Raw genomic sequence first — 13,372 nt, forward strand, 5'->3', positions numbered from 1 at the left:
CCCAATTCATGGGAACAAGACCTGTCCTTAGCTTGTCAAGGGGCTTGATCTGAGCTGGTGGCCCCTCCACCCTGGAGAAGAGGAGGAAACCGGCAGAGAAACGACTCATGGCAATTGACGGGCTACTTGGATAGTTTAGACCTTGCAAGAGGGTTGGTTACCCCTGGGAGCTCTCCCCGCCAGCAGGAGCAATGCGCTTCCTAGCAATAGCGACGACGGCTCAAGGGGAGAGGACTCTGCGCCAGATCTCATGCATCTAGGCCGGGAGAGGCAACTATAATAATTGTTGAGGTTATGATAAGGAACTTAGGCTTTACCAAGGGGCGGATCCCTGGGCAGCTACCTTTCCCTAGAAAGTTGGACTGAGCAAGAGGGGAACGCTGACGATAGCGTGAGCCACTGTCAGTGAAGAACCCTCAAGTTAGCCTTCTCTAATACTCCCTCTGCGTGACTGTCTCTGTAGCTATTTCATCCAACAGCACCTACATGTCTAGCTACGAACCTGAAGCCAACGACACTTTGTTTGAAACCCCCCTCGATCTCCTCGAGCTAACCGAGGAGCAGGAGGAGGAGGAGTTTGCCGAAAGCGAGTACGTAGAGGAGGCGCCAGCTCGCCCCTCTACGGACCTGGTGCGCCTTTACCTCCAAGAGATTGGTCGTGTTCCCCTGCTGGGACGCGACGAAGAGGTGGCGTTGGCCCAAAAAGTCCAAGATTACATGAAGCTCTTGGAGGTACGCCTGCGCTTGCAGAAAGAGCTGGGGCGGGAGCCTACTCTAGAGGAATGGGTGGCCAGGGCCAACCAGTTCCCTGAGTGGGCCAACCTTACACCTGAAAAGCTGCAGCAGATCCAGCGCCTTGGCAAGCGGGCTAAAGAGCAGATGATCAAGGCCAACCTGCGCCTGGTGGTGTCGGTGGCGAAAAAATACCAAAACCGCGGCCTGGAGCTGCTGGATTTGATCCAGGAAGGCACGCTGGGCCTGGAGCGAGCAGTGGAGAAGTTTGATCCCAAAAAGGGTTATCGCTTCAGCACCTACGCCTACTGGTGGATCCGGCAGGGTATTACCCGGGCTATTGCCACCCAAAGCCGTACCATCCGCTTGCCTGTCCACATTACCGAGAAGCTAAACAAGATCAAAAAAGCCCAGCGCAAGCTTTCCCAAGAAAAAGGCCGCACCCCCACCATTGAGGACATTGCTTCCGAGCTGGAGATGACGGTGCCCCAGGTCAGGGAGCTGCTGGTACGGGTGCCGCGCTCAGTTTCTCTAGAAACCAAGGTAGGCAAAGACAAGGACACCGAGCTGGGAGACCTGCTGGAGACCGACGACATCTCCCCAGAGGAGATGATGATGCGCGAGGCCCTACAGCGGGATCTGCAGCAGCTACTGGAGGATCTCACCAGCCGCGAGCGGGATGTTATTCGCATGCGCTTTGGCTTGGGGGATGGCCGCACCTACTCGCTGGCAGAAATTGGCCGCGCCCTGGATCTGTCACGGGAGCGGGTACGGCAAATCGAGGCCAAAGCCTTGCAGAAGCTGCGGCAGCCGAAGCGACGCAACCGAGTGCGGGACTACCTGGAGGCCATTAGCTAGCCGGGCCGACTTAGGGTCTGGGTAGGGATCGCCGACTGGCAATCTTGGGCAGGCGGGTCTGAAGCTGGGCTGCTAGCCACTCCACTTCCGGGATCCGTAGATACAGGGCCCCTGCGGCAAACAAGCTGAGGCCTAGGCTGGCGGCTAGACTAGCCCCTAGGACGGCAGTAAGCAGCGGGGATCCCAGGAGCTCCTGGGAGCGCAGTTGTGTCCACAGCCAGGAACTGAGGCCCCCGGCCAAGGTGGTGATCCCCAGCAACGGCAGCAGGGCCTGCCCCATCTCCCCCCAAGGGATCCCCGGCAGGCGCTGGTGGAGGCGGATCCCTAGCCCAATCAGCGCCATGAAGTTAACACCTACCGTAGCCAGAGCAATGCCTGGCGCCCCAAAGGCTGGCAAAAGCAGGAAGTCCAGCAGGGCATTGAGGCCAATGGACAAGCCACTAATACGCAGGGGCGTAGCTCCGTCCTCCAGGGCGTAAAAGATGCGCACCAGCACATCCCGCAGCAAGTAAAAACTTATCCCCAGACCATAGGCCCTCAGCAGGGCCGCCACCTCTTGGGTCACCTCTGCCGTGAAGCGACCCCGCTGGTAGGCGATCTGGACGATGGGTTCAGCCAGGGCCACCAACAGCATCGCAAGGGGCAGGGTGAGGATGGCCGTAACCATCAGCCCTTGGCGGATGCGCTGGCGCAGCTCCGGCCAGCGGGATCCATCCCCTGCCAACTGGGCGTAGAGGGGCATCAGGGGCACCAGCACCATGTTGGAGAGGATCCCCAGGGGAGTTTGCACCAAAAGCTGAGCGTAGCCCAAGTTGCCAATGGTGCGATCCCCAGGCACGAAGGAGGCAAAAAAGAGATCCACGTAGACATTAATGTGGATCATGCCGGAGGAGATCACCGCCGGCAGCAGCAGTAGACCCACTGCCCGCACCGGCGGGGATCCCCACTCAAAGCGCAGCCGCAGCCGCCCCAGCCCCAGCCGCATCTGCAAAGGCACCTGCGCCAGCCACTGGGCAATGGCGCCGAGGAGCACACCCCAGGCCAGTAGAGTGGGGATCCCTGTCCACCCCAACGTGACCAGGATCCCGATGACGGCCAGGCTGGAGATCAAAGGGCTGAGGGCGGGCAAGAGGTAGTGCTCGGCTGCATTGAGTGCCCCAAAGCCAATGCCAATCCAGCCCGAGAGCAGGGCCAGCGGCGCCATGATCCGCAGTTGCTGGGCAGCGAGGGCATGCACTTCAGGGCTGGCCCCTGGGGCACTCAGGCGCACCACCCAGTCGGCTCCCCACCAGAGGCCCAAGGTTACCGCCAAAAGCAAGCAGCCCACCAGGGTAGAGATGGACTCCAGCCAGCGGGCTGGATCCTCTCTTCCCGGCTGCTGCTTTTTGAGCACGCTGACGATAGCGCTGTGGAAAGGTCCGTTGATCCCCCCCAGCAGGATTAACAAAAAACCGGGCAGGACGTAGGCTATGCCAAAAGCGCTGTACTCCGGCCCTGAGCCGTAGACTGCAGCAATTAAGGCCTGCCGGACAAACCCCATGCCCTTGCTAAGCAGCGTGGCCCCTGCCACCAGCCCCGCCACCGAGAGCAAGGAACGGGGTGGAGAAGACGCAGCAGAGCCCCCTGGGATCGCAGACTCCTTCCTGCCCCTAGCTCCCCACCGCCGCTTTGGCAATAAGCAACTGTTGGGATGCCTCGAGGGTTCCTTCGCAGGATTCACCCACCAGCTCACAGCTGCTATCCTCTCGCTTCGGCATAGGGCAGCACCATTATCCCGAATTCTCCGAACCTCGAGAGGAAGGGCCAAGATGGAGCTTAGGCCAGCAGTCGTCGCTCCTGCTCCAGTTGATCTCCGCGGACCTGGGCGGAGCGGAGGCGCTCCTGCAGCCGGCTCAGCAGATGCTGCCGATGGGTTTCTTTGACTAGAGTTACCAAGTTCTTGCGCAGGGAGATAACCCCGCTTGCTGCCTTCACCTCCGGATTGAGGACAAGGCCTCGATAGATCAAGACAAAAGACTGCGGCAGTGCCACAGCCACCGATTGAGCTGACCAGCTCCACGCCAAGCCCCGGTACCGCGCTGGCACCTCCCGCCGCTGACAGGTTGCGGGGACAGAAGCGACAAAGGGGTGGGCAATGCCCCGCTAGATCAGCTGCATAGGAAGACTCCCCCACATGAACGGACGCCCCTGCGCCGGCCTCTTAGACAACCGCTCCAGCTTCCTAGACGCAGCTCAGAGGGTAAAACCCAACTTCATTCTGTATCAGCTTTAACATGAGGCCTTAGGTGTCAACTTTAGGTCGAGGTCGTCTTCCTAGCTCTACCTCTCCCTGCCCTAAAGGAGCTCGTCAATTAGCCGTAGCACCTGGTGTAGGTCAGGGCCAGCCTCTTTCCCGCGTCTAAGGTTCATCTCCACCAACTGCTTGAGGGCCAGCAGCTTGATGTTGGCCTCGACCGCTGCCGCTGCCATGGCTTGGGCTGCCGGCAAGTAGCCGCTAGCCCCCAAATCCAGAAGGGCAGCCCGCCGCAGATGGATGTTGGGGTGGCCCAAAGCCGCCAGTAGCGGCTGGACAAAAGTGGGATCCCCCGTCAGGCAGTAACAGGCCCGCGCTGCCGCCCACTGTAGGCGCATCGAGGGGTGCTCCAGATAGGGGCGGATCTGCCCCAGGGCAGCAGCCACCTGCAGCTGTCCAAGAGCCTCAATCAAAGCCTCCAAGGCAGCAGGCGCTTCTGTCTGCAAACCTTGCTCTACCCAGCGCAGCCCCTCGAGCAAAGCGGATCCCAGCTCTTCAGCTTGCCTGGGATCCCGGTCAAGATTATTGGCCAGGGCAATCTCCACCAAGGCCTGGGCGGCTGCCGCCACCACTTGGCCATCGGAGCAGCGTAAAGCCTCTTTCAGAGCCGGGATCCCCGCAGGGGAGGCTATTTTGCCAAGAGCACGGGCGGCATTGCGCCGCAGGGGATATCCTCCCTGCAAGGTGCGATCGGTCTCGTCAGCCAAAGCCTCGATGAGGGCCGGGATCCCCTCCACAACCCGCATGCGCCCCAGCCACCACGCCGCATAGTAGCGCTCCCCCGGATCCCCGTGGCGCAGCTTGGCGATCTGGCCAGCTGGGGTGAGATCGGTGGCTAAAGGGGGATCCGGAGGAACAGCCGTGGTCATAGCATCAACAGGCCAGAGCCCCTCCAGACGCCTCAAGCGCTATGGACGCTGACGATCTTGGCGCCCGACTTGAGCAGCCGCTGCATCGTTGCCGAGAGTTGATCGGCAGAGACAAAGATCTGCTGGTTGGATTTGCGCACTCGGCTGGAGGTGGCCAGGGCCGAGGGCGGGTTAAGCAGCCGCGTCACCTCAATGCAGAACATACGGTCGGACTGGCCCGTTGGCGGCCCCAAGTGTTTGGTAATGGGGCTGGGCGGCAGCAGCCCCCGCACCCCGATGCGGCGGATGGCCGGGGTAAAGCCAGTGGCAAGGGGCACCATCAGGCGCGGCCTGCGCCCCTGGGAGCGGTCGTTGTTGGCGTAGCCCCCGTAGAGGGCAAAGAGGTTGGTGAAGTCGCGGGTGGTATGGGCCTTGCGGTATTCAAACCCGCGCGGATAGGGGACAATGTTGTCGCCAAAGGCTTCCAGGTATTCTGGGCTATCGATATAGGAATCAATCTCCGCGCTGTGGCCCCCCGTGTGGTAAATGTCCAGGTGTCGGGCAATATCCTTGGGGCTGGTGGGAGCCCGCCCCAGCAGGTGCTTGAAGTTGAGCTCGATAGCTCGAGTCTGGGAGTTAGGGTACAAAAAGCGCCTCTTATAGGCTTCGGACTTGGCAATTAAGCGCACAAACTCCCGCACCGTCAGGCTGCCTTGGCGTAGCAATGACTCCGCACTGGCCAGCTCCTTCCTGTCCGCCCCAAACAGGTGATCGTTGCCCAGCACCTGGCGATAGATGGCCCGCAGGATCGCATTGAGCTGATCCTGGCTGGCATTGGGGCGCAATTCCAAGGGAGTCGTCTCTGTGAGGCCCCGGATCCCCATTCGGCTTGCCGCTGTGATTCCACTCATGCTAATTCCTCATGATGAAACTGGCTGGACTGAAAAAAAGCTTAAAAGGGCTGCCTTGGCCCGCCTCTTAACCCCCCTCAGCAGCCTATGGGGTTGAAGCGAGAGCAACAGCAGCGCTTTCCCCCTCGCGAGAGAGGCCCCTGCAGGCTGGGGGGCCTCTTTCCCGCCACCGTTGCCCTCGCTATCCCCCGCAGGCGCTAGACTGGCTGCCTTGTCGAGGGATCCCAAGCTGCAGAGCTTAGCTGAGGGCGTTGATGGCGTAGTCGATGTAGGTGTTGGCTTCGGTGGCCGCTTGCCCCGTCAGGCCATGGTTAGCTTTGATGTAGCGTAGCGCTTCGATAAACCAACTGGGGGAGAGCTCAAAAGCGGTGTTGATCTCGCGGATCCCGGCCAACATACACTCGTCCAGGGGGCCAGTGCCACCGGCAACCAAGCAGTAGGTGATATAGCGCAGGTAGTGGCGCACATCGCGGGCGCACTTGTCTTTACCCGCTTGGGTGTGGCATTGTCCCCCTGGCTGAGTGGTGTAGGGGAACTTGGCATAGACGGCCTCCGTAGCGCCACGCACCAGCTCCTCAGCACGGCTGCTCAGGACCCGAGCTGCCTCCATGCTGGCGGCTGCCCGCTGAAAGCGGCCGCTGATAGCCTGCAATTCGCTGTTGCTGAGATAGCGTCCTTGGCTATCGGCAGTGGCAATGGCATCAACAATTGGGGTTTGCATGGTTCAAAACACTCCTTTACCTCGCCTCAAAAAATTAGTGCAGCCAATAACCCAAAAGATTCAAAGCCTAGCCTGCAAAATCCCTGCAGAAAAAAGTCAAGCAAGACTCTCGTCTACTAGACCACTGCAGCGGCAGCGCGATCGAAGTAGGACTCGATTTCAGCAATCAAAGCACTGCAGTCACCGCGGGTGATGCCATTGGGATCGTTTACCACTGCCACTGCTGCTTTTTTCATTTTCTGGATGCCCTTAGCCACAGAGCTGCCAGGAGTGCCAAGAGCTTGGTAGGTTTCCCGCAAGCCATTCAGGCAGCGCTCATCCAGCACGCTTGGATCCCCGGCCGCCACGGCGTAGGTAATGTAGCGGAGGATGATGTCCATATCCCGCAAACAGGCAGCCACGTTGCGGCTTGGGTAGGCGGGGCCCCCCGGAGCATTCAAGTGAGGCTCCTCGGCAAACAATTCGCGGACAGCATCGGTCACGATTTTAGAGGCGTTGCTGGTGAGGCGGTTCACTGCGTCCAAACGCTTGTTTCCCTCAGTAATTACCTGCTGCAGCGCTGCAAACTCGTTTTCTCCCAGAAAAGCGCCCTTAGCGTCGGCTTGGGCAACAACTTTGCTAAATACGTCGTTCATGGTTTTCCATCTCCTAGTGAAAGCAAAAGAGGTTATGAATTGACGCTTCCCACGCGAGGGGAACCCAGTAGCTTTTTGCAGCTTCTCTGCCAAAGAGCCCTATTAGCGCAAGCCCTTGCCCCAATAGGACCCTTGACAGGATAAGGTTTATAAGACCAGTAAGCCCCTTCCCATCTTCCTCTGCTCAGCTAACTCCAAAAATGAAGCCGCTTGCGAGCAGGCTTTGTGGGATCCGGGTGAAGCAAGGATTCTTCTACCCCTGACTACCTGCACTGGGTAAGTGAGGAAAAGCCAGCTTACCTTGCTTCAGTTCTTACTTCTACCGCGAGGGCGGGGAATCATTGAATCAAAAAATGTAAAGAAGCTTCACTGAATGCAAACAGCTCTAGATCCTGGAGTTCTAGTTAGCCTGGGCCTTTTTGTCCACCTCTTCCAGCTCTTGCTTTTACAAAAAACAATGTTACTTTACACAAGTTCGCAACATAAAGAACAGTAGCAACCCTACTTATGGCCTGCAGTCGGGAGGGCAGCCCGCTTCAGTATCCGAGTAAACCTTCTCATAAAGTACACATAATTTAACATTTATGCCCGTCTCCTAGGAGGAGCAAAGCCGAGGGAAAATCTAAGCAGGCTTTCCTCCCTGCCTGAAGTGTTGGTATTGGCTCCCACCCTAGCTTTGCGGTTATGGTGATCCAGTCGCAACCCACCTTCTCCCCTGAGCTGCTGCAAATGGCGCGGTGGCTGGCGGGAGACTTCAGCAACCAAGAGCAAGCTTGGGAGAACCCCCCCTTTTTTGCCTCCATCCGGGTGGCCTATCGCCCCTTGCCAACCGCTGTGCTGGCCGGGATCAGCTTCTATGTGGAGCAGGCCTACAGCGGCCATCTGGAGGATCCCTATCGTCAGGCGGTGGTGGAGTTGATCCAGGTGGGGGCTGAGATCGTGATTCGCAACTACCGTCCTCTGCAGCCGCAGCGGTGGCGGGGGTGCGCTCGAGAGAGAGCAGAGCAACTTAGCCAACTGAGCGCTGCCGATCTGGCCTACCTGCCAGGGTGTGATGTGCACGTGAGAAGAGAGGGATCCCTTTTTGTCGGCAGCACGGAGCCGGGGTGTCGCTGTTGGGTGGTGCGCAATGGCCAAACCACCTATTTGCAGACCACCTTGCAGCTAAGCGAAAGCGAGTTCTGCAGCCACGACCGAGGTCTGGATCCAGTTACCCACCGCCAGGTTTGGGGAGCTTTGGCGGGCCCTTTTCGCTTTCGCAAGGTCGTCGACTGGCAGAGGGAGCTACTGCAGTAGCTGGGCAGAGAACCCCTTGTCGGCGCGGCGGGCAAAAGATGATACGGTGGGAAAGGCAAATCTGGCCTGCAGCGGCAGGGATCCCTCTTGCTGCTTGGCTGGGCTAGCACGAGTGTATTAACTGGCTCCATGCAAGACGAACAGGACATCCTTCGCCAACAGCTGCTGACTCTCCAGGAAGAGGCCCTGACCCAAGTGGCGCAGGCCCCCGATCTGGGCGCGCTGGAGCAGATTCGCATCGAGTATCTGGGCAAAAAGGGGAAGCTCTCGAAGATCCTGGGGGGAATGGGAAAGCTGCCGCCAGCAGCAAGGCCAGCTATTGGAGCTTTGGCCAACAGCTTCAAAGAAGCCCTGCAATCCAGCCTGGAGGAGCGCAAACGGGCCCTGGCCGAAGCCCAGCTCCAAGCCCGCCTAGAGGCAGAGCGTTTGGATGTTACTATGCCAGGGCCGCGCCGGCCCCTGGGCCGGATTCACCCCCTGCAGGCCACCATCGACCGCATACTCGATATCCTTGTGGGGATGGGCTACACGGTAGTCCATGGGCCGGAGATCGAGACGGAGTACTACAACTTTGAAGCCCTCAACACCCCTGCCGATCACCCGGCCCGGGACATGCAGGATACCCTCTACCTTGAAAAGGGCTACCTCCTGCGCACCCAAACTTCTTCGGTGCAGGTGCGCTACATGGAGCAACACCAGCCGCCTTTTCGCATTGTCCATGCCGGGCGGGTGATGCGCCGCGACAGTGTCGATGCCACCCACTCTGCCGTGTTTCACCAAGTGGAGATTTTGGCCGTAGGGGAGAACCTCACTTTCACGGACCTCAAGGGCACGCTCAAAGAGTTCGTCCGCCGCTTATTGGGCCAGCGAGAAACCCGCTTCCGGCCTAGCTACTTTCCCTTCACAGAACCCTCTGCTGAAATGGACGTGCGCTTTGGCTCCAGGTGGCTGGAGATTTTTGGCTGTGGCATGGTGGATCCCAATGTATTCCAGGCGGTTGGCTACGACCCGGAGCGCTATACCGGCTTTGCGGCCGGGATTGGCGTCGAGCGGGTGGCCATGCTCCTGCACGGTATTCCGGATATCCGGCTGTTCTACAGCAGCGACCTGCGCTTTTTGTCGCAATTTTAGAGAGGCTGGGAGAAAGTGCGTTTATAAATCAGCTGCAGATGCTCCAACTTGTCCTTGCAGTTGGCGCGGCGCAGCAAGCGCATTTGTTCTTCGAGAATTTGGCGAGCTTCGTTGCGGCTAATTGGGTCAAAAACCAATTCTTCCACAGCAGACGGATCAGCATTGGGATCGGGAGTTTTGAAGTAAACGCGGAAAAATAGCCTTTGAGCATAAAGGGTGGTGAAGATAGCTTCACCTTCATTAATCTGACACAAGGCGTAGAGCAGACCAAAGGTCGGGTGGTTGAGATAGAGTTCACTCATACCCGGTAGCGTACCCTCGGTTATGGCTTTGCGTTTTTAATTGATTTCAACTCTTCATCTACTTCAAGATGCCGAAATGCTTCCTCCAATTTGTCCTCAGCAAATAGCCAGGGGTTGCAGTTTCCAGCCCACTTGCTGTCCTTCAGGGCTTGGGCAGCCTTGACCTCCAGCAGCTTGGCTTGCACCTCCTGCCGACGCTGGGCAATTTGCGGCAGCAGAGCTTCCAGTTGTTGAATTCTCTGCGTCAGCGCCTTCATTTGGTTCCACAGCTGGCTGCCTTTCTCGAGGAGCTGGGCTTCGCGTCGGCGGGCCCCCTCGGCTAGATCTGGGCGATTGGCTCTCTCAGCTTTCTCGATACGAAAGTGCCAGGTCTTGATTTCCTCTGCCAACTGGAGGATGCTTTGGCGCAGAGCTTGCTCCTGAATGCGGCTTTCTTGCAGTAGCTGTCGCGTCTCAACTTCCTGCTGCTGCAATTCCTCGGCAAGGAGCTGCAGCTCGATCTCCGGATGGGCCCTAAGGAATTCCTCAAGGCGGGTTTCTAAAAAGCGAATGATATCCTCAATCAGTCTCATAAGTTCGCGCTCAGGGGATTGTGTTTAGACTAGCGCAAGCTGGCGGGTTCTCTAGCTAGTCCTGCAGAGCCCAATTGCTGCAGCCAGATCCCTGGCTAGGGTAGCAAACGCCCGTCCCCCATGCGGATGAGGCGCTGGGCAGCTTGGGCAACCGCCAGGTCGTGGGTAACCACCACCAGGGTGATGCCCTGGTGATGAAGCTCGGCAAAAAGGTTGAGCACTTCCTGACCAGTCTGGCTGTCCAAGGCTCCTGTGGGCTCGTCAGCCAACAACAGTTGGGGTCGATTGACGATGGCGCGGGCAATGGCCACCCGCTGCTGCTGGCCGCCGGAGAGCTGGGCCGGGCGCTGGTGGAGTTTGCTCCCTAAGCCTACTTGTTCTAGGGCTTGCTTGGCCCGCCGGCGCTGTTCTGGCTCCGGAACCCCGGCGTAGGCCAAGGGTAGCATGACGTTTTCCAGGGCTGTTAGAACGGGCAGGAGATGGAACTGCTGAAAGACAAAGCCAATCTTTTGGTTGCGAATCCGGGCCAGCTCCTGATCCGTGAGGGTAGAGACTTCTATACCATCTAGCCAGTACCGCCCTGAGCTGGGCCGATCCAAACAGCCCATGAGGTTCATGAGGGTGGACTTGCCGGAGCCAGAGGGCCCCATGATGGCGCAATACTCTCCCGGCCAAATTGTTAGGTTAATGTCGTAGAGGGCCTGAAAGCTGCCTTCCGGCAGCGGGTAGACCTTGTTAATCCCCACCATTTGCACCACGGGCGGGCGGGGTGGGATCAAGGCATTGACTGCTCGCTCCAGGGATCCACCTGGACCTTGACGGCGAGCTGCCCAGGGTTGGGGCTCAAGCATGGTGGGTACCGCAACTGGCCCCATTCTAGCCTTTGGGCTGCTGGAGCTTCGGGGGCCGACTAACCGGAAGAGCGGATTTCTAGGGGCTGATGGTAAGGACAGCTCCCCTGGGGATCCACCTGGAGGCGGTAGAGGGGAGAGCGCTCTTGGTCGCAGCGCAGGATCTGGGTGTGGGCGGTCAAGATCTGGCGGGCAAAGCGGCAGCTGTGGCACTTCATGCTTCCTGGTAGGGGAGCCTGGTGGGGGCGAGGCACCCCAGTTGCGGGGATGGTGGTCTTGGCCGGGCGAATTAGCTCCCGCGGCGAAAGGCCGCGCAACACCAGTTCAGATCCCTGCCAGCGGGCCTCCACCAAGCCAGTCTCCGCCCAGGCGGCCCAGCGGGGATCCTCGGTAATCTGGGGTGGTAGGCGCACCTGCACCCCGGCCAAGGTGCGGGGCGAGCCATGTTCCTGCCAGATCTCTTCCACTTCCCCCTCGTAGCGCAAGGCGGGATTGCTAGGGAACGGGGACGGCTTGACCAGGGTTTGTAGGCGGCTGTCGGCCAGCTCTAGCCAATCGCCAGGCTGGGGGCAGTGGACATGGTAGCGGTTGCACAGCTCCGGCAGATCTGCTAAGTCCTGGGCCTGCTGGGGGTTGGCGTGCACCAGGACCAGATGTTGGGGGCGAAAAGTGTGAATGATCTGGGTGAGATGCCCAACGTCGTTGTGGCTGTGCCAGGTTAGCCACTCCACTTCTAGACGAGAGCGCAGGGGTAGTGGCCACTGGTCAAGGGGAGTGGCTAGCTTCACTTCCGGCAGCTGCACCAGCAGGCAGGAGCGCTGCGGCTGGGCTAACAATTCCGACCAGATGGGATCCCAGGCTTCAGGTCCGGCGTCGGCATCGCACAGCAACAGACCCTGGGGCAGGGGATCCGCCTCCGTCAGAGGCTGCACCCGCGGCTGCAGGCGGTCTTCCCAAAACAAAGCCTGATAGGTGGCGAAATTGCGCACTGGCCCTGGGAGGTAGGGGAGCAAGCGTTCGTAAAGGTTGCAGCCTGCCGCCAGCCCTGGCGCCACCCACACTGTCAGTTCTTGGGCAGCTTGGGTAAAGCGGTGGTGGGCTTTGAGGAGAAAAATCAACTCCTGGCCTAGTCCTAGCACTGGCAGCGGGAACAGCACCGTCTGTCCTGCTGCCAAGGCGCTGAACAACCGCTCCACCAGCCGATTTTCCAGCTGACGACGGGGCGGGTGGTGGGTGGCTCCCAAGGAGGCTTCGATGAGCAGCACATCCGGCTGCCAATGGCGCAAGGCACCTAGATCTAGGCCAGGGGCAAAGCGGGTTGAGGCCAGGGAACAGTCGCCAGTGTACAGGCAGGTTTGAGCTGGAGTAGTCTGGGTATTTTGCAGCAGGGTTGCCGCTGCCCCCGGCAGGTGCCCCGCAGCAAAGAAGGTGAGCATCAAGTGGGGCAAGATCTCCCGCGCCTGGCCGAAGGGCAGCGCCCGAAAAGGAGGAAAGCGAATCTCCCGGTTGTAGGCTGGCCAGATACCTCGCTCCCATAGACCGCTGGCCAAATGAGCCGTTACCGGGGTGGCGTAGATGGGCACCTGCGGATAGCGACGATAGAAGCCCGGTAGCCCCTGCACATGGTCAAAGTGGGCGTGGCTGCAGATAACAGCATCCGGGATCCCTGGCAGGGCCTTCAGGAGGGCGGAAGCAGGCAAGCCACAATCAAGAAGCAAACGGTAGGATCCTATCTCCAACCAGTAGGCACAGCCTTGCTGCCGAGGATCCGTGCCCAGAGGGAACAGTCGAAGGGGGGGTCTTTTTGACTCCACAGGTGGGTTGTCTTTACCATGAGATCCTCCCCGCGCCCCGCGCCCAGAGGAGGGGCTTCATGGCTTACGCCACGCTCTGCAAACGCTTCAGGGGAATCTGGCAGATACGGGAAGTGCCCGATTCCGGTACCGCCGTTTTGTATAGCCACGATCGTTGTAACACATCCTTGCGAGGGTGGCTGTATCCCGACACTGAGCTTACTGCTATAGGGCGGGGCCCCCGCTAGCTAAAAAGCCCGCTCCAGCTTGCAAACTCTGTCAAAGCCAAAGGGGCTCAGGCGGGGATACCGGGGACTCTGGGGCAGTCTCCAGCATAGCCTTTGGCCCCTAGACTGAGCTTTCGCAGGTTTTAAGCATCACCCCGGCGGCAGGCTTAGGGGCTGGGGAGCGCCTTTGAGGTCTCTTCTC

The 13,372-nt window shown here is 59.5% G+C and carries 13 protein-coding genes; 3 read left to right on the forward strand and 10 right to left on the reverse strand.

Features of this window, described 5'->3' with window-relative positions; translation table 11 throughout:
* Positions 1-486: 486 nt before the first annotated feature.
* Positions 487-1,590: an RNA polymerase sigma factor SigC gene (gene sigC, locus NW827_RS00495; RefSeq protein ID WP_414503203.1), complete on the forward strand. Its 1,104-nt coding sequence runs from the start codon at positions 487-489 to the stop codon at positions 1,588-1,590.
* 10 nt (positions 1,591-1,600) lie between these two features.
* Here sigC and murJ read toward each other — a convergent pair whose 3' ends face one another.
* The 6 genes from murJ to NW827_RS00525 form a co-directional block, all read right to left on the reverse strand.
* The gene (gene murJ / locus NW827_RS00500; protein WP_414360914.1) at positions 1,601-3,172 is read right to left on the reverse strand and encodes a murein biosynthesis integral membrane protein MurJ; all 1,572 of its coding nucleotides are present in this window, start codon (positions 3,170-3,172) and stop codon (positions 1,601-1,603) included.
* Between the two features lie 233 nt (positions 3,173-3,405).
* Positions 3,406-3,675 (reverse strand): hypothetical protein, encoded by a 270-nt coding sequence (locus tag NW827_RS00505; RefSeq protein WP_414360917.1) that lies wholly within the window; start codon positions 3,673-3,675, stop codon positions 3,406-3,408.
* Positions 3,676-3,924: 249 nt separating this feature from the next.
* Complete coding sequence (locus NW827_RS00510; protein WP_414360919.1) at positions 3,925-4,752, reverse strand: HEAT repeat domain-containing protein; 828 nt, start codon at positions 4,750-4,752, stop codon at positions 3,925-3,927.
* A gap of 32 nt (positions 4,753-4,784) precedes the next feature.
* Positions 4,785-5,642, reverse strand: coding sequence for a phycobilisome rod-core linker polypeptide (locus NW827_RS00515; protein WP_414403485.1), 858 nt, complete (start codon positions 5,640-5,642; stop codon positions 4,785-4,787).
* Between the two features lie 238 nt (positions 5,643-5,880).
* Entirely contained in the window at positions 5,881-6,363 is a 483-nt protein-coding gene (locus NW827_RS00520; protein ID WP_414360923.1) for a phycocyanin subunit alpha, read from the reverse strand.
* 116 nt (positions 6,364-6,479) lie between these two features.
* Positions 6,480-6,998 (reverse strand): phycocyanin subunit beta, encoded by a 519-nt coding sequence (locus NW827_RS00525; protein WP_414403486.1) that lies wholly within the window; start codon positions 6,996-6,998, stop codon positions 6,480-6,482.
* A gap of 684 nt (positions 6,999-7,682) precedes the next feature.
* On the opposite strand from NW827_RS00525, the gene NW827_RS00530 reads away from it, so the two are divergent.
* Both NW827_RS00530 and pheS read left to right on the forward strand, forming a co-directional pair.
* Positions 7,683-8,294, forward strand: coding sequence for a chromophore lyase CpcT/CpeT (locus NW827_RS00530; protein WP_414403487.1), 612 nt, complete (start codon positions 7,683-7,685; stop codon positions 8,292-8,294).
* 129 nt (positions 8,295-8,423) lie between these two features.
* On the forward strand, positions 8,424-9,425 hold the full coding sequence (gene pheS / locus NW827_RS00535; RefSeq protein WP_414360929.1) for a phenylalanine--tRNA ligase subunit alpha: 1,002 nt from the start codon (positions 8,424-8,426) through the stop codon (positions 9,423-9,425).
* Here the strand turns inward: pheS and NW827_RS00540 are convergent.
* The 4 genes from NW827_RS00540 to NW827_RS00555 form a co-directional block, all read right to left on the reverse strand.
* Entirely contained in the window at positions 9,422-9,727 is a 306-nt protein-coding gene (locus tag NW827_RS00540) for a PipX family protein (RefSeq protein ID WP_414360930.1), read from the reverse strand. The genes pheS and NW827_RS00540 overlap by 4 nt on opposite strands.
* A gap of 20 nt (positions 9,728-9,747) precedes the next feature.
* On the reverse strand, positions 9,748-10,299 hold the full coding sequence (locus NW827_RS00545; RefSeq protein ID WP_414403488.1) for a TIGR04376 family protein: 552 nt from the start codon (positions 10,297-10,299) through the stop codon (positions 9,748-9,750).
* 95 nt (positions 10,300-10,394) lie between these two features.
* Entirely contained in the window at positions 10,395-11,150 is a 756-nt protein-coding gene (locus NW827_RS00550) for an ABC transporter ATP-binding protein (RefSeq protein WP_414403489.1), read from the reverse strand.
* A gap of 59 nt (positions 11,151-11,209) precedes the next feature.
* Entirely contained in the window at positions 11,210-12,964 is a 1,755-nt protein-coding gene (locus NW827_RS00555; RefSeq protein WP_414403490.1) for an MBL fold metallo-hydrolase, read from the reverse strand.
* Positions 12,965-13,372 lie beyond the last annotated feature (408 nt).

The organism is Synechococcus sp. H70.1 (assembly GCF_047502705.1).
Classification (GTDB): domain Bacteria; phylum Cyanobacteriota; class Cyanobacteriia; order Thermostichales; family Thermostichaceae; genus Thermostichus.

Excerpts from the sequence above, each read along its gene's own strand:
- NW827_RS00540 (WP_414360930.1), bottom strand. The coding sequence starts at position 9,727 with ATGAGTGAACTCTATCTCAACCACCCGACCTTTGGTCTGCTCTACGCC.
- sigC (WP_414503203.1), top strand. The coding sequence starts at position 487 with ATGTCTAGCTACGAACCTGAAGCCAACGACACTTTGTTTGAAACCCCC.
- NW827_RS00520 (WP_414360923.1), bottom strand. The coding sequence starts at position 6,363 with ATGCAAACCCCAATTGTTGATGCCATTGCCACTGCCGATAGCCAAGGA.
- NW827_RS00530 (WP_414403487.1), top strand. The coding sequence starts at position 7,683 with ATGGTGATCCAGTCGCAACCCACCTTCTCCCCTGAGCTGCTGCAAATG.
- pheS (WP_414360929.1), top strand. The coding sequence starts at position 8,424 with ATGCAAGACGAACAGGACATCCTTCGCCAACAGCTGCTGACTCTCCAG.
- NW827_RS00545 (WP_414403488.1), bottom strand. The coding sequence starts at position 10,299 with ATGAGACTGATTGAGGATATCATTCGCTTTTTAGAAACCCGCCTTGAG.
- NW827_RS00510 (WP_414360919.1), bottom strand. The coding sequence starts at position 4,752 with ATGACCACGGCTGTTCCTCCGGATCCCCCTTTAGCCACCGATCTCACC.
- NW827_RS00525 (WP_414403486.1), bottom strand. The coding sequence starts at position 6,998 with ATGAACGACGTATTTAGCAAAGTTGTTGCCCAAGCCGACGCTAAGGGC.
- NW827_RS00515 (WP_414403485.1), bottom strand. The coding sequence starts at position 5,642 with ATGAGTGGAATCACAGCGGCAAGCCGAATGGGGATCCGGGGCCTCACA.
- NW827_RS00550 (WP_414403489.1), bottom strand. The coding sequence starts at position 11,150 with ATGCTTGAGCCCCAACCCTGGGCAGCTCGCCGTCAAGGTCCAGGTGGA.